Origin of the sequence: Geobacter sp. AOG1, assembly GCF_019972315.1 — a bacterium.
Lineage (GTDB): Bacteria > Desulfobacterota > Desulfuromonadia > Geobacterales > Geobacteraceae > Geomobilimonas.
In genome coordinates, this window is sequence record NZ_BLIZ01000001.1 from 1,371,671 (window position 1) to 1,389,972 (window position 18,302).

Genomic DNA, 18,302 nt, shown 5'->3' on the forward strand with positions numbered 1-18,302 from the left:
ATCCGTCGTGAGAGATACATACGTACTCGGTGTGGGAATGAGCAATTTCGGCAAGCACCTGGACAAAAGTCTGAAGGATCTTGCCTATGACCCGATATGGGACGCGATCCGCGACTCCAAAATCGATCCCCACGACATCGACATCGCCTTTGTCGGCAATGCCTATGGCGGCGTCCTGCAGGGGCAGGAGTCGGTGCGGGGGCAGGTGATCATGCGCGAAGCGGGGATCACCGGCATTCCGATCATCAACGTGGAAAACGCCTGCGCGTCGGGGTCTACGGCATTTTACCTCGCCCACCGCGCCGTTGCCGCGGGGCAGGCCGAACTGGCCCTGGCCGTTGGAGTGGAAAAGCTTTTCTGCGGCGACACTCCCACGAGCCTCAAGGCGCTCTCGACCTCCACGGACGTGGGGATAGAGGGGCAGATGGGGATGCTCTTCGCCGGGATCTACGCCATGCGCTTCCGGAGCTACATGGCTAAATACGGCGTCACCCGGGAGCAACTGGCGAAGGTCGCGGCAAAGAACCACTTCCATGGTTCGCTGAACCCCCATTCCCAGTACCGCAAACCCTATTCCGTGGAAGAGATCCTGGAATCACGGACGATTGCCGACCCGATCACCCTGCTCATGACCTGCCCGCTGGGGGATGGCGCCGCGGCCCTGCTCGTCGGAACGAAAGAGATGGCGGAGCGGATGGGGAAACGGCCCATCAAGGTGGGGTCGAGCATGCTCGGGAGCTTCGACATCAGCGGTCGCGAAGAGCTGTCCATCGCGGCACGTACCTCGCGGAAGGCCTATGCCGAAGCAGGGGTAACCGCCAAGGATATCCAGGTCGCGGAGATCCATGACGCCGTCGCACCTATCGAGCTCTATCTCTACGAGGAGCTCGGTTTCTGCGAGCCGGGTGGCAGTGGCCGCATGATCGACGACGGGGCGACCCGCTATGACGGGAAACTGCCGGTCAATACCTCAGGTGGCCTGACGGCCAAGGGGCATCCCGCGGGGGCGACGGGGATTGCCCAGCTTGCCGAAGTCACCTGGCAGATGCGGGGCGAGGCGGGAGGTCGCCAGATTTCACCCCCGCCGAACGTCGGCATGACGGAAAACGGTGGCGGCAACATGGCGGGAGAGACCGCCGTGGTCGCGGTCAATATTCTTAAAGGGGAGTAACCCCTTACTATTCGCACAACGCAAGAATCACCGGGAAAAAAGCACTACACACATTGAGGAGACAGATATGGGAAATCAGATCAAGAAACCATTGGAAGGCATTAGAATTGTAGACCTGACGGCCTGGCTCTCCGGGCCGTACACCACGGAAATCATGGCGCACCTCGGCGCGGAGGTGATCAAGATCGAAAAGCACGACGGCGGCGACGCCGTCCGCAGCAACGGTCCCTACTTCGGACCCAACGGCATCACCCTCAAGCGCACCGACCCGCGCGACATCTCCCTCTGCATCCTCAAGCGCTCCCGGGGCAAGAAGAGCGTCTCCCTCAACCTCAAGTCGGAGGAGGGGAAGGATATCCTGCGCAAGCTGATCGCCACCGCCGACGTGGTGGCGGAGAACTTCCTGCCGGGGACCATGGAGAAGCTCGGCTTCGGGTATGAGGATCTGAAGAAGATCAAGTCCGACATCATCCTCGGGTCCTGCTCCGGTTTCGGCCAGGACGGCCCCTACAAGAATCTGGCCGCCTTCGATCCGGTCGTCGAGGCGATGAGCGGGGTCATGGAGGTTACCGGTTATGCGGAGAACGCTCCGGTGCGCCTCGGGGTCGCCGGCGGAGATTTGATCTCGGCCCTCTATCTCGCCATCGGCCTGCAGGCTGCGCTGCGCTTTCGCGACCAGACCGGCAAGGGGCAGCACGTCGATGTCTCCATGCTCGACTCCCTCTTCTCCTTCCTCATGGAAGAGAGCCTCGACGTCTTCCTCGACAACAACATCCCGATCCGCACCGGCAACCGGCGCCTGCGTCTCACCCCCTTCAACTCCTACCAGTGCAAGGACGGCTATGCCGTGATCTGCAGCGCGGCCGACAGCCACTGGGTCGGCCTCTGCAAGGCGATGGGGCGCGAAGAGCTGATCAAGGACCCGCGCTGCGAGAAGCTCGACTACCGGCAGCAGCACGCCGACTTCGTCGACGAGACGGTGGAGGCCTGGACCAAGACCCTGACCAAGAAGGAGGTCGTTGCCAAGGTCCGCGCCGCCGGGGTCGCCTCCGGCGAAGTGGCGACCATCCCCGAGGTCCTGGACGATCCGCAGCTCAAGCATCGCGGCATGATCACCGATCTCTATCATCCGGAGTTCGGCAAGGTAACGGGTGCGGTCGGCCACGATTTCCCCTTCCGCTTCACCGAGGCCGAAATCGGTTTCGAACTGCCGGGGGGGTACCTGGGAGCGCAGAACGAGGAGGTGTTGTGCGGCATCCTCGGTTACTCCAAGGACGACCTGGTCAAATTCAAGGCAGACGGTATCATCTGATGATGTAGAACGCAGGTTTAGTAATATGCCTGTGGCACCACGCGACCCCGCGCGGGGATGTATCAGGGATGAACTCCCCCGCGTGGTTGTGCAGCAGCCATGGGCGATTGAGCAGTCAGCAGCGATTTTCGACACCCAAATTCGGCACTATAAAAAACTGTTGCATTGTTAGTACAATAGTTGTATAGTGCAACTATCCCGATGCGGAGGACCCCTATGTCAAAGATACCCGAACTATTGGCCAAGCCCGGCAAGATAGGCACGATGGAGCTCAAAAACAGGCTGATCATGCCGGCCATGTGCACCAATTATACCCGCAACGGTCATTTTACCGATGCGGCATGCCATTACTACGGGCTCCGTGCCCAGGGGGGGGTCGGCCTCATCATCATCGAGGCGGCGGCCATCGACTATCCCATCGGCCGCTCGGTCATCAACTGCGCCATCTCCGACGACTCCTACATCGCCAGCCACAAGAAGCTGACCGACAGCGTCCATGCCGGGGGGGCCAAGATCGCCCTGCAGATCATGCATTCCGGCCGGCAGACCTCCACGGAGACGGCCGGTACGCAGCCACTTTCCTGTTCCTCCTTCGGCAGCGCCGAAGCGCTCGGCTATGCCACGCCACGGGAGATGACGCTGTATGAATGCAAGAAGACGCTGCGGCAGTTCGGCGAAGGTGCCCTACGGGCGAAGCAGGCCGGCTACGATGCGGTAGAAGCCCACTTTGCCCACGGCTACATGCTCAGTTCATTCCTTTCCTCCTTCATCAACAAGCGTACCGACGAGTACGGCGGGATGGAGGGGGGGCTCAAGTTCTGCAGCGAGGTGATCCAGGAGATCAAGCGGACCTGCGGCGACGACTATCCGGTGATCTGCCGGATCAATGGCGACGATTACTATCCGGCCGGCGGGGTGACCCACGTCGATTCCCGGATGATATCCGTCGCCCTGGAAAAGGCCGGCGCCGACATGATCAACGTTTCCTCCGGACTGCGCGAATCCAATCATCGTCTGCACGACCAGACCATGGCATCGCCGCGGGGTTCGTGGGTCTACATGGCGGAGGGGATCAAGAAGACGGTGAAGATTCCGGTCGCCGTCGCCAAGAGAATCTCCGAGGACATGGTGGAAGGTATCCTGGAGAAGAACCAGGCCGACTTCGTCTGTATCGGCCGTCCCCAGATATCCGATCCCGACTATGCGAAAAAGATCCTCAGCGGCAACGCGGAGGACATCCTCCCCTGCATCTGGTGCTGCCAGGGATGCTTCGACGTGCTCTGGATGCTCTATCCGACCACCTGCCTGACCAATCCGGCGGCAGGTCTGCTCGACGAAAAGTCCCTCGACCAGTACGGAGCCGCGTCCGAGAAGAAAAAAGTCATGGTGGTCGGTGGTGGCCCGGCCGGCCTGGAAGCGGCCCTCATTGCTGCCCGGCGCGGCCATGAGGTGACCCTCTATGAACGGTCCGCAAGGATCGGCGGCGCCTACCGCCTTGCGTCCACGTCCCCCACCAAGGCGGAGACCGAGCGCCTCTTCACGTTCTTCGAGCATGCATTGCCAAAGGCGGGGGTCAAGCTGGTCCTGAATACCGACGTCACCCCCGACCTGGTGGAGCAGGTCAAGCCCGATGTGGCGGTTCTGGCGGTCGGTACGGACCCGGCAGTCCCGGCAAAAACCCCCGGTGTCGACGGCAGGAACATTGTCGATGCCCGTGACATCATGAGCGGCAAAGCGACCGTGGGCGAAAAAGTCGTCATCTGGACCTGCAGCTACCAGTGCAGCTACACCTGCGGCGCCAAGCCCGCCCCCATCGAGGGGGACCCGACCGGGACCCATTCCAAGTACAGCTACGCCTGCTGTGCCGGCTATGCCGCGGTCGATACGGCCGAGTACCTGGCCTCCCAGGGGAAACTGGTCAGCATCGTCACCGAGCGCGAGAACGTCGTCCCCGGCATGGGGTACACTTCGCGCAACTACCTGATCAAGCGGTTCTACCCGGCCAACGTCAGGGTTTGCACCAGCGCCAAGGTGAAAGAGATCAACGAAAACGGCGTCCTGATCGAGAAGGCCGGCGTCGAGTTCCTCCTGGATGCGGACAGCGTGATCGTAAGCGTCGGCGAGCGCTCCAACAAGACCCTTGCCAAGGCGCTGGAAGGCAAGGTCAAGGAACTGTACCAGGTGGGTGACGGTGCAAAGGTCGGCAACGCGATGAAGGCGATCGAATCGGCGTTCAAGGTTGCCGTCACGATATGACGGCAGGGGATCGAAGAGCCCTGATACGGCTTTGAGCGCGAAGGGAAACAGTCAGGCAACGCTATGGGCAGAACGAACTTGAGGAGGAGCGTATGAAGTATTCGACGAAGGATGAGCAGCAATATGTGAACTGTACCCTCAGCGGACCGGTCAGGGTCTTTGTCAAGGACAAGAAGATCGTACGTATCCTGCCGCTGGAGTACACCCAGGAAGACGACGCCAAGCCCTGGTCCATAACGGCGCGGGGCGAAACGTTCGTCCGGCCGAACAAGGCCGGCATCGCCTGCTGGGTGCAGGGGAGCAAGCAGCAGATCTACTCCAAGGACCGCCTGCTCACCCCCCTGAAAAGGGTCGATTTTGATCCGAACGGGGAGCGGAACCCGCAGAACCGTGGCGTTTCCGGGTACGAGCCGATCACCTGGGACGAGGCCCTGACCATCGTCGCCAACGAGACCGAGCGGGTGAAGGACCAGTACGGGCCGTCCGCCATCGCCGTCACCGGCTCCTCCCACGACTCCTGGGGGAATATCGGCTACCGGATGAGCGCCCTGGAGCGGTTCTGGAACCTGGTGGGGTGCACCTGGATCGACCATGACCCGGACAGCTGGCAGGGGTCCTACTGGGGCGCCATCCATTCCTGGGGTTTCCACTGGCGTCTCGGTCAGCCCCCCGCCTTCGACCTCCTGGGGGATACGTTCGAGCACACCGACATGATCGTCTTCTGGAGCTCCGATCCCAACACCACCTCCGGCGACTACGCCTGGAACGAGACCGATCACTGGCGCTTCCACATGAAGAAGCTCGGGATCAAGTTCGTCTTCATCGATCCCCACTGCAACTACACCTCCGTCATCGACGGTGACAAGTGGATCAAGCCCAAGCCTGGCACCGACGTGGCCATGGCCCTGGCGATTGCCTACACCTGGATCAAGGAGGGGACCTACGACAAAGAGTACATTGCAAGCCACACAGTCGGTTTCGACAAGTGGGAATCCTACGTCATGGGTAACGAAGACGGCCAGCCGAAAACCCCCGAGTGGGCCGAGCAGAAAAGCGGCGTAGAGGCGAACGTGATCGTTGCCCTGGCCCGGGAATGGGCGAAGAAGCGGACCACCCTGGCTGGTGGCGGCCGTTCCGGCATGGGACATGTCATGCGCTCTTCCTACGGCCATGAGTGGTCCCGCGCCATGGTTCTCCTCATGGGGATGCAGGGGCTCGGCAAGCCGGGCGTCAACTACTACTCCACCACCGGCGGGGCGCCGGCCGATTGGGATTTCTTCTTCCCCGGCTACGCCGACGGCGGCATCAGCGGCGGCAGCGCCGGCCCGAAGGACCTGGGACCGCGCGGCTTCCCGAAACGGGCCACGGCCAGTCAGATCCGCCAGCGGATCAACCGTGCCTGTCTGCCGGAATGCGTCATCAAACCGCCGTATACCTGGCGGGGCGTGTACGGCTACTACGGGCAGAGCGCCCAGCAGCAGTTCACCGAGTGCACCTTCCCGTTCCCCGGCTATTCTGAGATCAAGATGATCTACCGTCAGGGGGCGTCGTATATCGGCACCATGATGGAGACGAACCGGTTTGCCCGCATGTACCGGGACCCGAAGCTGGAGTTCGTCGTCAACCAGACCATCTACAACGAGCCGGAGGCGAAGTTCGCCGACATCATCTTCCCGGTCTGTACCAACTTCGAGCGGTGGGACATCGGCGAGTGGGCCAAGATTTCCGGCTACTCCAACAAACTGAGCCCGACCAACGCCCGTGTCGTGGTCCTGCAGCAGCAATGCATCCAGCCGCGCGGCCAGTCGAAACCCGACTACCAGATTTACGCGCTGCTTGCCGAACGGCTCGGAATAGGCGAGCAGTTCACCGAAGGGCATCCGGACGAAATGAGTTGGATCAAGCGGATGTACGAGGTCTCCGACCTGCCCAAGGTCATCAGCTGGGAGAAGTTCCAGAAGAAGGGGTACTACATCATTCCCCCCAAGATGGACAAGAAGCCGGCTCCGGCCCTCAGGTGGTTCTACGACCAGCGTCCCATCGACATCCCGGACAAGCCCATGTCCTCAGACCGGCCGACCAACAGGCCGGATGGGTTGGCACGGCTCTCCACTCCCACCGGCAAGATCGAATTCGAGTCCCAGACCCTGAAGCAATTCGATCCGAACGATGACGAGCGGCCGCCGGTTCCCCACTATATTCCGTCGTGGGAGGGGTCCGAGAGTACGGAAATACTCAAGAACTACCCCTTGCAGCTCATCTCGCCGCATCCGCGGTTCACCTTCCATTCCCAGCATGACGGGAAGACTCTCTGGAACGACGAGATACCCCACCATCGCCGCCTGATCAACGGTTACCGCTACTGGGTGATCCGGATCAATCCGGCCGATGCCGCGCAGTACGGGATAAAGGAAAACGACCTGGTCAAGGTCTGGAACGACCGGGGTGTCGTACTGTGCGCCGCCAACATCACCGAGCGGATACGGCAGGGGACGGTGCACTCCTACAGCTCCGGCGGCGGGTATGATCCCCAGGGCGAGCCCGGGGTCAACACCACCATCGACAAGGGGGGGACGATCAACCAGCTGACGTCGTCACGGTTCCTGTCGAAAAACTGCGCTGGCATGGCCCCTGGTTCGTGTCTGGTTCAGATTGCAAAATGGACAGAGGGGGAGGTCTAACATGGCAAAGTACGCAATGGCAATAGATTTGAACAAGTGCATCGGCTGCTACAACTGCCAGGTAGCCTGCAAGGACGAGCACGTCTACAACGCGTTCCCGCCGGTTGCCGCGGAGCAGCCCGCCTTCGGCCAGTTCTGGCTCAGCATCGAGGAGCGGGAGCAGGTCTGGAACCCGTCGCACATCAAGGTTACCTATATACCCAAGCCCTGCCAGCACTGCGGCGACGCACCCTGCGCCAAGGCGGCGAAGAACGGGGCCATTTACAAACGCGAGGACGGGATCGTCATCATCGATCCCGAGAAGGCGGCCGGGCAGAAGGATCTGGTCGCGTCCTGTCCCTACGGCTCCATCTACCTGAACGAAGAGAAGGGGCTTCCCCAGAAATGCACCTTCTGTGCGCATCTCGTGGACGACGGCTGGCAGGAGCCGCGCTGCGCCCAGTCCTGCCCCATGAGCTGCATGTACTTCGGTGACGTGGAGGACCCGGAGAGCAAGATATCCAAATTCCTCGCCGCGAACCAGGCGGAAGCGTTTCACCCCGAGTACGGCACCAAGCCGAACGTGTATTATGTCGGCCTCCCCAAGCCGCACCTTTCCGGAACCGTCCGCCTGGCGGAGGGGAACGAGTGCGCGGCGGATGTGACGGTCACCCTGACCGGACCGGATGGTGCGAAGCGAACGGCGACAACCGACTGTTTCGGAGACTTCGACTTCAAGAATGCACCGCGGGGGGCATGTCAGATAGCCTATGAGCTGGCCGGCTATGCGACCCAGTCATCCCCGATCGTTCTCGACAAGGAGATCACGTTCCTGGGCGAGATCCAGCTGAGCCGCTGATCAGCAGCACGAAGCCGTCATGCAGTCCGGGGAATCTCCTCTGGCTGCATGACGGTAGTTTTTGGTTTCCCTAAATTACATGAAAAACTACATGCAATGCATGGGTACATAATTCACCAATTTATTCCTCTACGAGTGTCAAGGAGAACCAGATGAACATTCACGAGTATCAGGCAAAGGCGATTCTCAGGAAATTCGGTGTGCCGGTACCGGACGGCCACGTCTGCTACAACGGGGCGAGCGCCCGGGAGTGGGCGAAGCGTCTCGGCGACGGTCCCTGGGTGGTGAAGGCCCAGATTCACGCCGGCGGCCGGGGAAAGGGGGGCGGGGTCAAACTGGCCCGCACCTCCGACGAGGTGCGCAACACCGCACGGGACATGCTCGGCATGGTCCTGCGCACCCACCAGACCGGGCCGGAGGGGAAGGTGGTCACCCGGGTACTGGTGGAAAACGGCTGCAACATCGAGCGGGAGTTGTACGTCAGCCTGCTGGTAGACCGTACCACCTCGAAGGTGGCGGTCATGGCCTCCACCGAGGGAGGGATGGATATCGAGGAAGTCGCGGCCAAGACCCCGGAGAAGATCTTCAAGGAAGCGATTGACCCATTGGTGGGGCTTACCCCGTTCCAGTCCCGCAACCTCGCCTTCAGTCTGGGGCTGACTGGCAAGCTGACCACCAAGGCGGTCAGTCTGCTGCAAGGTCTCTACACCACCTTCCTTGCCTGCGACTGCTCCCTTTTGGAGATCAATCCGCTGGTGGTCACTAAAGAAGGGGACCTTCTGGCCCTGGATGCCAAGTTCGGCTTCGACGACAACGCCATGTTCCGCCATCTCCAGATCGGCGACATGCGCGACTTCGACGAAGAAGATCCCAACGAAGTCGAAGCCTCCCAGCACGACCTCTCCTACGTCTCCCTGACCGGCAACATCGGCTGCCTGGTCAACGGTGCCGGCCTGGCCATGGCCACCATGGACATCATCAAGCATTCCGGCGGTGACCCGGCCAACTTCCTGGACGTGGGGGGCGGGGCGACCATCGAGCGGGTCACCGAGGCCTTCAAGCTCATACTCTCCGACAAGAACGTCAAAGGAATCCTGGTCAACATCTTCGGCGGCATCATGAAGTGCGACGTCATAGCCACCGGGGTCATCGAAGCGGCCAAGCAGGTCTCCCTCCAAGTGCCTTTGGTGGTGCGGCTGGAAGGGACCAACGTCGAAATCGGCAAGAAAATGCTGGCCGAGAGCGGCTTGAACATCGTCGCAGCCGACGGCATGGCCGACGCCGCCAAAAAAATTGTCCAGGCTGTTGCAGCCGCCTAAAGGAGAGAGCCATGAGCATACTTATCAATAAAGACACCAAGGTAATAACCCAGGGGCTCGGCGCCACCGGTCTCTTTCATGCGCAGGGAGCCCGGGAGTACGGTACCCGGATGGTGGGGGGGGTCACCCCCGGCAAGGGGGGTACGGTCATCGATGGATTTCCGGTCTACGACACGGTCCGGGAAGCGGTGCACAAGACCGGTGCCACCGCGTCGGTCATCTACGTCCCCCCCCCGTTTGCCGCCGACTCCATCATGGAGGCGGTTGATGCGGGGATCGAACTGGTCGTCTGCATCACCGAGGGGATACCGGTTCTCGACATGGTCAAGGTGAAGCAGTACATGCAGGGGAAACAGACCCGGCTGGTGGGGCCGAACTGTCCGGGGGTCATCACCCCCGGCGAGTGCAAGATCGGCATCATGCCCGGCTACATCCACAAACCGGGGAAGGTGGGGGTCGTGTCCCGCTCCGGCACCCTGACCTACGAAGCGGTCTGGCAGTTGACCTGCGTGGGCCTGGGCCAGTCCACCTGCGTCGGGATCGGCGGTGACCCGGTCAACGGCACGAACCACGTGGACGTCCTGCGGATGTTCGAGGAAGACCCGGACACCGAGGCGGTGATCATGATCGGCGAAATCGGCGGCAACTCCGAGGAAGACGGCGCACGGTTCGTCAAGGAGCACATGACCAAGCCGGTGGCGGCGTACATAGCCGGGGTCACAGCCCCGCCGGGGAAGCGGATGGGGCATGCGGGGGCGATCATCTCCGGCGGCAAGGGAACGGCGACGGAAAAGGTGGCGGTGCTGGAAGAGTGCGGCATCAGCGTGGCCGCCAGCCCGGCCGAGATGGCCAAGGCGCTGCTGAAAATCTACACTCCCAAGAATTGAAAACGCAGGACCAACGTGAGTGCATGACGTGCGGTGGGGCGATTCATGTGCCAAGAGCGGGGTGATTGCATGGGAAAGTATAGCGAAAATGCCAGGTACGACGTGATTTCGATCAGGGTCACCGAAGACGAGAAAAGAAAAATCCAGGATATTGCCACCTCAAACAACATAAATATGACCAATTTTATTAGAGAAATTCTCTTCGGATCAGGTCTGATAACGAAGGGGAAGATCGCCGATTCAAGCTGTTCGGAGTGGATGTAATGACACCTGCCGGAAGATTGCGGAAATGGCACGATTACCTTCTTGACATGGACATATAAAGTTGTAGAATGCAACTAAATGAGACATAGTAAAACTACCTATTCATTTGAAGAGTCCCTTGGTCACCTGACCAGCCAGGCATCGCGGATGATCCTGAAGCGGATCAATCAGGAGCTGTCGAGGCGTGGCCTGCCCATAACGTCGGATCAGTTCTCCACCCTGGTGTATGTCTGGAATCAGAACGGACAGCCGCAGTATACACTGGCCGAGAGTCTGAACAAGGACAAGACGACCATGACGCGGATGCTGGCCGGTCTCGAATCGTCGGGGTTGATCGTTCGGTTGCCGGGTAACACGGATGCGCGGGAGAAAAATGTTTTTCTCACGGATCGCGGCAACCAGATGATGCAGGACGTGACGCAGGTTGTCCAGGAGGTGCTGGAAAATGCGATGTCCGGCATAGACGAGTCGGAGATCGAGATGTGCAAGAACGTTCTGAGAAAATTCTACGGAAATTTGTGCAGTTTATAGGGCGTACCGGCGGCTATCTTCCGTGATAGCCGCCGGCCCCACCATCCCCAATCCCCCCTGGATAATTTAGATGACATTTTATAGAGGTGGTGCAAAAAAAGATATTGACTCGGTGTTTGATTGCATGTAATATTGCATGCAAAAGCAAGCGCAAGGAGATCACCGTGAGCGAAGTGATAGTAGAACACCCTGCTGAGGGAGTGGCCCTGGTAAGGCTCAATCGACCGGAGGCGAAGAATGCCCTCAACCTTGCCGTACGTCAGCAGCTTGCCGAGCATTTCCGTGCCTTGGGTGCGGATCCAGCGGTGCGGTGCATCGTTTTGACCGGTGGTGGTGAATTCTTTGCTGCCGGTGCGGATATCAAGGATATGGCCGACAAGGGCGCCATCGACATGATGCTGCGCAACATACACCTTTTGTGGCAGGCAATTGCTGTTTGTCCGAAACCGGTAATCGCGGCGGTAAACGGCTACGCCTGGGGCGGTGGCTGCGAACTGGCCATGCATGCCGATATCATCATTGCCGGCGAGAACGCCTCCTTCTGCCAACCGGAGATCAAGGTCGGGATCATGCCGGGGGCGGGCGGTACGCAGCGGCTTACCAGGGCGGTCGGCAAGTTTCAGGCCATGAAGATGATTCTCACCGGCAAGCCGGTTTCGGGGCGGGAGGCATTCGCCATGGGGTTGTGCAGCGAAGTGCTGCCCGATGACGAAGTGCAGCCCGCGGCTTTGAAAATGGCGTCGACGATTGCCGCCATGCCCCCCATCGCAGTTGCACAAATAAAGGAAGTTGTGCTGGCTGGCCAGGATATCTCGCTGGATGCCGCCATCATGCTGGAGCGCAAGGCATTTCAGCTTCTCTTCGATACGCAAGACCAGAAAGAAGGGATGAACGCATTTATCGAAAAGCGGAAGCCTGTGTATAAAGGGAGGTAGGGATGTCGTTTGATGCGGGCAAAAACGATCTCGTCATGGGGATCATCGGTACCGGCGTAATGGGGCGGGGCATTGCCCAGATAGCGGCCCAGGCGGGCGTATCGGTCCTCATGCATGACGCCAAACCGGGAGCGGCGCTTGACGCCCAGAAATCGGTGCACGCCACGCTTTCCAAGCTTGCCGAAAAGGGGAAGATAACGGCGCAGGCTGCCGAAGCGGCGGTTGGAAGGATTTCCATCGTCGATGGGCTGGAGGGCTTTTCTGGCGCGGACATCGTCGTCGAAGCCATTGTTGAGAACATCCAGGCAAAGCACCAGCTGTTCCAGTCGCTGGAGGGGGTGGTGGGGGATAGCTGCCTGCTGGCCACCAACACATCGTCGCTGTCGGTGACCGAGATTGCCGCCGGTTGTCGGCTGCCGGGTCGGGTCGGCGGGTTCCACTTCTTTAACCCCGTGCCGCTCATGAAGATCGTGGAGGTCATCGACGGCATTCTGACGGAGCCGTGGGTGGGAGAAAGTCTCACTGCCCTCGCCGTTCGCATGGGGCATACGCCGGTGCGGGCCAAGGACACCCCCGGCTTCATCGTCAATCATGCCGGTCGCGGCTATGTCACCGAGGCGCTGCGAATTCTCGGCGAAGGGATTGCCGAGCATCACGTCGTCGACCGGATACTCCGGCAGGGGGCCGGTTTCAGAATGGGGCCGTTCGAGCTGCTGGACCTGACGGCGCTCGATGTGTCCCATCCGGCGATGGAGGCGATCTATAATCAATACTACCAGGAGCCGCGGTTGCGCCCCTCACCCATCGCCCGACAGCGCCTCATGGCCGGCCTGTTGGGACGGAAGGTTGGTCGGGGGTTCTATACCTATACCGCGGCTGGGGCTGAAGCGATCCCCGAGGCGGAGATTCCCGCTGTCCAGCCCACCTCGGTTTGGGTCAGTGCTGCCAGGCCTGCGGCCCACGCTGCCATATCCGGGCTCGTCACCAGCCTGGGGGCGCAATTGGACCACGGGGCGATTCCCGCATCCGATTCTGTCTGCATCGTCATGCCCCTCGGCGCGGACGCCACGACGGCATGTCTGGCCGAGAATCTCGATCCGACCAGAACCGTTGCCATCGACACCCTGTTTGGCCTGGATACCCATCGTACCATCATGACGACCCCGCTGACCGCACCGAATGTCATGTATGCGGCACACGGCCTGTTCGGGGGTGACGGCGTCCCCGTTTCCGTGATCCGCGACAGCGCGGGATTTGTCGCGCAACGGGTGCTGGCGGTTGTCGTCAATACCGCCTGCGACATCGTCCAGCAGCGTGTCACCTCCCCTTGTGACCTGGATCGTGCCGTCACTCTGGGACTCGGTTATCCCAAAGGCCCGCTGGCTTGGGGAGACAGCATCGGTGCGGGTAACATACTCGGGATTTTGAACGAGATGATGGCATTTTACGGCGATCCGCGCTACCGGCCGAGTCCGTGGCTTACCAGGCGTGCCAGACTTGGCGTATCGCTGCTCACCCCCGAAAACTGAGACCAGGAGGAACTACCCATGTTGGATGCCTATATCTATGACGGTTTGCGGACACCCTTCGGACGCCACGGCGGCAAACTCGCGTCGGTCCGACCCGATACCCTGGTAGCCGGGGTCATGAAGGCGCTGCTGGAGAAAAACAGCTTCAAGCCCGACGAGGTGGAGGATGTCATCATCGGCTGCACGAACCAGGCGGGGGAAGACAGCAGAAACATAGCCCGGCACGCGGTGCTCCTTTCCGGTCTGCCGGTGACGGTTCCCGGCCAGACCGTCAATCGCCTCTGCTCCAGCGGTCTGGCGGCGGTTGTCGACGCGGCGCGCGCCATAACCTGCGGGGAAGGAGAACTGTACCTGGCGGGGGGCGTGGAAAGCATGAGCAGGGCACCATTCGTCTTTGCAAAAGCAGAATCCGCCTACAGCCGTGATGTCAGGGTATTCGATTCCACCATCGGCGCCCGTTTTCCCCATCCGGAGATCATTTCCCGATTTGGCGGTGATACCATGCCCGAGACCGGCGACAACGTGGCCAGGGATTTCGCCATCAGCAGGGAGGATGCGGATATCTTCGCCGCAGGGTCGCAGGCAAAGTATGCAAAGGCGCTCGGGGAAGGATTCTTCGTCGGCGAACTGACCCCCGTTACGGTCCCCCAGGGGGGAAAGAAGACGCCGGTGATTGTCGACGCGGACGAACATCCCCGCCCCGAATCGGACCTTGCCTCACTGACTCGCCTGAAATCACTTTTCGACGGGGGAGTTGTCACCGCCGGCAATGCTTCCGGCGTGAATGACGGGGCCGGGATGTTGCTGGTCGGCAGCCGCTCTGTCGGGGTGAACAAGGGGATCGAGCCGATGGCCAGGGTTATCGCATCGGCGGCGGTCGGCGTCGAGCCCCGTATCATGGGGGTCGGACCGGTGACCGCCATACAGAAGGCGCTCGGCAGGGCAAAGCTGACACTCAAGGACATGGACGTCATCGAGATCAACGAGGCCTTCGCCTCCCAGGTCCTCAGCTGTCTGAAGCTGCTCGATGTTCCGTTTGACGACAGCCGGGTAAATCCGAACGGGGGGGCGATCGCCGTCGGTCACCCTCTGGGTGCCTCCGGTGCCAGGCTGGCACTGACCGCAGCCCGGCAGCTGATGAGGAGCAACGGCCGTTACGCCGTCATCAGCCTCTGCATCGGTGTCGGGCAGGGACTGGCAGTTGTCATCGAAAATGTTCGGCACACCTAGCATGCAGGGCAAGTGAGGCCACGTTATGGAAGCGACCCGCGAAATATACTGGAATATCGGCCACGGGGTGGTGATCCCCATGTACCTCCTGAGTATCGCAGCCGTTGCGGTGCTGGCATGGGGGTTCTGGAAGCGCCTCCCCCTGTATAATCTCGGCAAGCCGCTGGATCGCTTCGACCGGTACGACGAGCGGGTGAGGCGGATGATCGACGAGGTATTCGGCCAGGGGAAGGTGGCCCGGGTGAAGGACGGCGGGCTTCCCCACAACCTGTTCTTCTGGGGCTTCCTTACGCTCTTTGTCGGCACCCTGATAATCATGTTCCAGGCCGATTTCTTCACCCCGCTCATGCACGTCAACCTCCTTTCCGGTGAATTCTACAAGGCGTTCTCCCTGGTGCTGGACCTGGCCGGGCTCGTGGCACTGGTGATGCTGGGGGGGCTTTTCTGCCGTCGCTTCGTCAAAAAGCCCGAAGGGCTTGAAACAACGAACCAGGACTATGTCATCCACCAGTTGCTGTTCGCCATCCTGGTCACCGGCTTCCTCATCGAGGGCGCCCGGATGGCGGCCACCGAGCTGCAGCAGAATCCGGGGCTGGCCATCTATTCGCCGGTCGGTTACGTGGCGGCCCAGCTCTTCACCAGCTTTGACGAGCCCTCCATCCGTACGACCCACAAGGTGCTCTGGTGGCTCCACTTTGCCCTGGTGCTCGGCTTCTTCTGCGCCATTCCCTACAGCAAGCTGCGCCACATCGTCACCACCAGCATCAACGCTTTCTTCGCTCCCCTGGAGCCCAAGGGGACTATCGGTACCATCAACATGGAAGACGAGAGCGCCGAGCAGTTCGGGGCGGCCAAGGTCACCGACCTCACCTGGAAGGACATCTTCGACGCCGACGCCTGCACCAGCTGCAAGCGGTGCCAGGACCGCTGCCCGGCCTACGCCACCGACAAGCCCCTCTCCCCCATGAAAGTGGTCCAGCAGGTGGGGGAGGTGGCCGAGACCAACCCGTCGGCCAGTCTCTGCGAAACCGTCGGCCAGGATGTCCTCTGGTCCTGCACCACCTGCCGGGCCTGCCAGGATATCTGCCCGGCCAACATCGAGCACGTCAACAAGATCCTGGAGATGCGCAGAAACCTCACCCTCATGGAAGGGGCGTTCCCCGGCGACGAGGTGCGGACCGCCATCAGCAACCTCGAGGTGAACGGCAACCCCTTTGGCCTCGCCTTCGCCGCCCGGGGGGACTGGGCGGAGCACCTCCCCGTCACCCGCATGGAGAGTGGCGAAGAAGTGGACATCCTCTACTTCGTCGGCTGCTACGCCTCCTTTGACAAGCGCAACCGGGAGATCGCCAAAAGCTTCGTCACCATCTGCGCCGCCGCCGGGATCAAAGTCGGCATCCTGGGCAAAGAAGAGAAGTGCTGCGGCGAGCCGGCCCGGAAACTGGGGAACGAATACCTCTACCAGATGGTGGCCGCCGAGAACATCGAACTGATCAAGGGGTACGGGGTGAAGAAAATCGTTACCACCTGTCCCCACTGTTTCAACACCTTAAGCCGTGACTACAAAGACCTGGGGCTGGAGGTGCCGGTGGAGCACTACACCACCTTCGTCAACAACCTGCTTGCCCATGACAGGCTGCACCTGAAGCCGGAACCGTTCGTCGCCACCTACCACGACTCCTGCTACCTGGGGCGGTACATGGATATCGTGGCTGAACCGCGCAATGTTCTCACTGCCGCCGGCGCGAGGATCCTGGAGATGGACAAGAGCGGGTACGACAGCTTCTGCTGCGGCGCCGGCGGTGGCCGGATCCTCGCCGAGGAAAAGCTCGGCACCAAGATCAGCGAAAAAAGGGTCAAGATGGCCCAGGAGACCGGCGCACCGCTTCTGGTCAGCAACTGCCCCTTCTGCCTCACCATGTTCGAGGACGGGATCAAGACCGGCGGTGCCGAAGGGGATATCGTGGTCAGGGATCTGGCCGAGATCGTAGCCGAACGGATCGTGGCACAGGGTTGAGGCCTGCCGAGGGGGATGACGTGTACGAAAAACAGTACGACATACCGGTCAACGAGGCCGGTCCGTTTCCAGTACCGCTGACGGATCAGATTGAATGTGCCCCTTTTGAAGAGTATCTGGGGATGAAAATCGAGAAGTCAGACCGCAGTGGTACGGAAATGTCCATGCCCTTCAACGTCAAGCTCGCCCAGTCGAAGGGGTTGATGCACGGCGGGGCGATCGCTTCGCTTGCCCATACGACCTTGGCCGTGGCGATAAAGAAACAGCTGCCGGTGGGGAACGATATAGAGATCATTACCTTTTCGCTCCGGTTCCATCTCCCCGTGCGGGGCGGAATGGTCCGTGCCAGCGGAAGAGTCATCGAGGAAACCGACAGGGATATTCGGGGAGAAGTTCTGGTCTACAACTGCCATGGTGAGAAGGCAGCGACCTTCAGCGCGGCCTACCGCAAGGAGAGGGCCCGCAAGCTGTCCTGATTTGCCACAAGACCCACAGGACCTATAGGTCTTATAAAACCAATGGGCACCAGGAAAAGTCTTACTCAGGAGGTACATATGAAGATACTGGTCTGCATCAAACAGGTACCGGACATGGAGTCGCGGTTCAAGCCGGCGGCCAGCGGGGTCTGGTACGACGAGAGCGACCTGGCATGGCGGATGAACGAATACGACGAATATGCCGTGGAACAGGCGGTGCAGCTGCGGGAACAGCTGGGTGAAGGGTGTGAGCTCACCGTTCTCTCCATCGGCCCGGACCGGGTGGGGGAGGCGATCAAGAAGGCGCTGGCCATGGGGTGCGACCGTGGGGTCCACGTCCAGGACGACGCAGCCGCCACCAAAGACCCCTGGCAGATTGCCGCCATCATCGCCGCCTACGCCAAGGACCAGGGGTACGACCTCATCTTCACCGGCATGCAGTCCCAGGACCGGGGCTCGGCCCAGGTGGGGGTCACCGTCGCCGAAGACTTGGGCTACGCCTGCGCCACCACCCTGGTCGGCTTCGCCTACGATAACGGGACCGTCACCGCCAAACGGGAACTGGAAGGGGGGATCAAGGGGGTCGTCAAACTGACCACCCCGGCCCTGGTCACCTGCCAGCTCGGCCTCAACGTCCCCCGCTATCCCACGCTTCCCAATATCATGAAGGCCAAGAAAAAAGAGATCCAGAGCATACCGGTCAGTGAACTCCTCAAGGAAGAGCCCCTGGCCGCCACCGTAAGCTTCCACCCCCCTGCCAAGAAGGGTGGCGGCATCGTCCTGGAAGGGGAAGTCGGGGCACTGGTGGACCAACTCATGGGGATACTCAAAGAGAAGACGACGGTCTTGAGATAGG

General features: G+C 60.9%; 15 protein-coding genes. All 15 read left to right on the forward strand.

Annotation, left to right across the window (positions count from 1 at the left end; genetic code table 11):
* The first annotated feature begins 7 nt into the window (after positions 1–7).
* On the forward strand, positions 8–1,171 hold the full coding sequence (locus LDN04_RS06270; RefSeq protein WP_223907810.1) for a thiolase family protein: 1,164 nt from the start codon (positions 8–10) through the stop codon (positions 1,169–1,171).
* Positions 1,172–1,238: 67 nt separating this feature from the next.
* Positions 1,239–2,483 (forward strand): CaiB/BaiF CoA-transferase family protein, encoded by a 1,245-nt coding sequence (locus LDN04_RS06275; protein WP_223907816.1) that lies wholly within the window; start codon positions 1,239–1,241, stop codon positions 2,481–2,483.
* A gap of 216 nt (positions 2,484–2,699) precedes the next feature.
* Positions 2,700–4,739 (forward strand): FAD-dependent oxidoreductase, encoded by a 2,040-nt coding sequence (locus LDN04_RS06280; RefSeq protein ID WP_223907819.1) that lies wholly within the window; start codon positions 2,700–2,702, stop codon positions 4,737–4,739.
* 92 nt (positions 4,740–4,831) lie between these two features.
* A complete protein-coding gene (locus tag LDN04_RS06285; protein ID WP_223907821.1) occupies positions 4,832–7,420 on the forward strand; it encodes a molybdopterin-dependent oxidoreductase in 2,589 nt (862 codons plus the stop codon).
* Position 7,421: 1 nt separating this feature from the next.
* Positions 7,422–8,258: a 4Fe-4S dicluster domain-containing protein gene (locus tag LDN04_RS06290; protein WP_223907824.1), complete on the forward strand. Its 837-nt coding sequence runs from the start codon at positions 7,422–7,424 to the stop codon at positions 8,256–8,258.
* Positions 8,259–8,410: 152 nt separating this feature from the next.
* Positions 8,411–9,577 (forward strand): ADP-forming succinate--CoA ligase subunit beta, encoded by a 1,167-nt coding sequence (gene sucC, locus LDN04_RS06295; protein WP_223907827.1) that lies wholly within the window; start codon positions 8,411–8,413, stop codon positions 9,575–9,577.
* An 11-nt stretch (positions 9,578–9,588) separates the two neighbouring features.
* Positions 9,589–10,464 carry a succinate--CoA ligase subunit alpha gene (gene sucD, locus LDN04_RS06300; protein ID WP_223907830.1) on the forward strand — a complete coding sequence of 292 codons (876 nt, stop codon included), beginning with the start codon at positions 9,589–9,591 and terminating at the stop codon, positions 10,462–10,464.
* A 69-nt stretch (positions 10,465–10,533) separates the two neighbouring features.
* Entirely contained in the window at positions 10,534–10,728 is a 195-nt protein-coding gene (locus LDN04_RS06305) for a DUF6290 family protein (protein ID WP_223907833.1), read from the forward strand.
* A gap of 78 nt (positions 10,729–10,806) precedes the next feature.
* Positions 10,807–11,259, forward strand: coding sequence for a MarR family winged helix-turn-helix transcriptional regulator (locus tag LDN04_RS06310; RefSeq protein ID WP_223907837.1), 453 nt, complete (start codon positions 10,807–10,809; stop codon positions 11,257–11,259).
* Between the two features lie 164 nt (positions 11,260–11,423).
* Positions 11,424–12,194 (forward strand): enoyl-CoA hydratase, encoded by a 771-nt coding sequence (locus tag LDN04_RS06315; RefSeq protein WP_223907840.1) that lies wholly within the window; start codon positions 11,424–11,426, stop codon positions 12,192–12,194.
* Between the two features lie 2 nt (positions 12,195–12,196).
* Positions 12,197–13,723 carry a 3-hydroxyacyl-CoA dehydrogenase gene (locus LDN04_RS06320; RefSeq protein WP_223907844.1) on the forward strand — a complete coding sequence of 509 codons (1,527 nt, stop codon included), beginning with the start codon at positions 12,197–12,199 and terminating at the stop codon, positions 13,721–13,723.
* An 18-nt stretch (positions 13,724–13,741) separates the two neighbouring features.
* Positions 13,742–14,953, forward strand: a complete 1,212-nt coding sequence (locus tag LDN04_RS06325; RefSeq protein WP_223907847.1) for a 3-oxoadipyl-CoA thiolase — start codon at positions 13,742–13,744, stop codon at positions 14,951–14,953.
* Positions 14,954–14,978: 25 nt separating this feature from the next.
* Positions 14,979–16,970 (forward strand): heterodisulfide reductase-related iron-sulfur binding cluster, encoded by a 1,992-nt coding sequence (locus LDN04_RS06330; RefSeq protein WP_223907850.1) that lies wholly within the window; start codon positions 14,979–14,981, stop codon positions 16,968–16,970.
* A gap of 20 nt (positions 16,971–16,990) precedes the next feature.
* Positions 16,991–17,446 carry a PaaI family thioesterase gene (locus tag LDN04_RS06335; protein WP_223907853.1) on the forward strand — a complete coding sequence of 152 codons (456 nt, stop codon included), beginning with the start codon at positions 16,991–16,993 and terminating at the stop codon, positions 17,444–17,446.
* Between the two features lie 78 nt (positions 17,447–17,524).
* On the forward strand, positions 17,525–18,301 hold the full coding sequence (locus LDN04_RS06340) for an electron transfer flavoprotein subunit beta/FixA family protein (protein WP_223907856.1): 777 nt from the start codon (positions 17,525–17,527) through the stop codon (positions 18,299–18,301).
* Position 18,302: the final 1 nt, after the last annotated feature.

Bases quoted from the DNA above. Each gene is read 5' to 3' on its own strand.
- LDN04_RS06340 (WP_223907856.1), top strand. From the start codon at position 17,525: ATGAAGATACTGGTCTGCATCAAACAGGTACCGGACATGGAGTCGCGG.
- LDN04_RS06285 (WP_223907821.1), top strand. From the start codon at position 4,832: ATGAAGTATTCGACGAAGGATGAGCAGCAATATGTGAACTGTACCCTC.
- LDN04_RS06320 (WP_223907844.1), top strand. From the start codon at position 12,197: ATGTCGTTTGATGCGGGCAAAAACGATCTCGTCATGGGGATCATCGGT.
- LDN04_RS06305 (WP_223907833.1), top strand. From the start codon at position 10,534: ATGGGAAAGTATAGCGAAAATGCCAGGTACGACGTGATTTCGATCAGG.
- sucD (WP_223907830.1), top strand. From the start codon at position 9,589: ATGAGCATACTTATCAATAAAGACACCAAGGTAATAACCCAGGGGCTC.
- LDN04_RS06280 (WP_223907819.1), top strand. From the start codon at position 2,700: ATGTCAAAGATACCCGAACTATTGGCCAAGCCCGGCAAGATAGGCACG.
- LDN04_RS06290 (WP_223907824.1), top strand. From the start codon at position 7,422: ATGGCAAAGTACGCAATGGCAATAGATTTGAACAAGTGCATCGGCTGC.
- LDN04_RS06310 (WP_223907837.1), top strand. From the start codon at position 10,807: ATGAGACATAGTAAAACTACCTATTCATTTGAAGAGTCCCTTGGTCAC.
- LDN04_RS06330 (WP_223907850.1), top strand. From the start codon at position 14,979: ATGGAAGCGACCCGCGAAATATACTGGAATATCGGCCACGGGGTGGTG.
- LDN04_RS06275 (WP_223907816.1), top strand. From the start codon at position 1,239: ATGGGAAATCAGATCAAGAAACCATTGGAAGGCATTAGAATTGTAGAC.
- LDN04_RS06325 (WP_223907847.1), top strand. From the start codon at position 13,742: ATGTTGGATGCCTATATCTATGACGGTTTGCGGACACCCTTCGGACGC.
- sucC (WP_223907827.1), top strand. From the start codon at position 8,411: ATGAACATTCACGAGTATCAGGCAAAGGCGATTCTCAGGAAATTCGGT.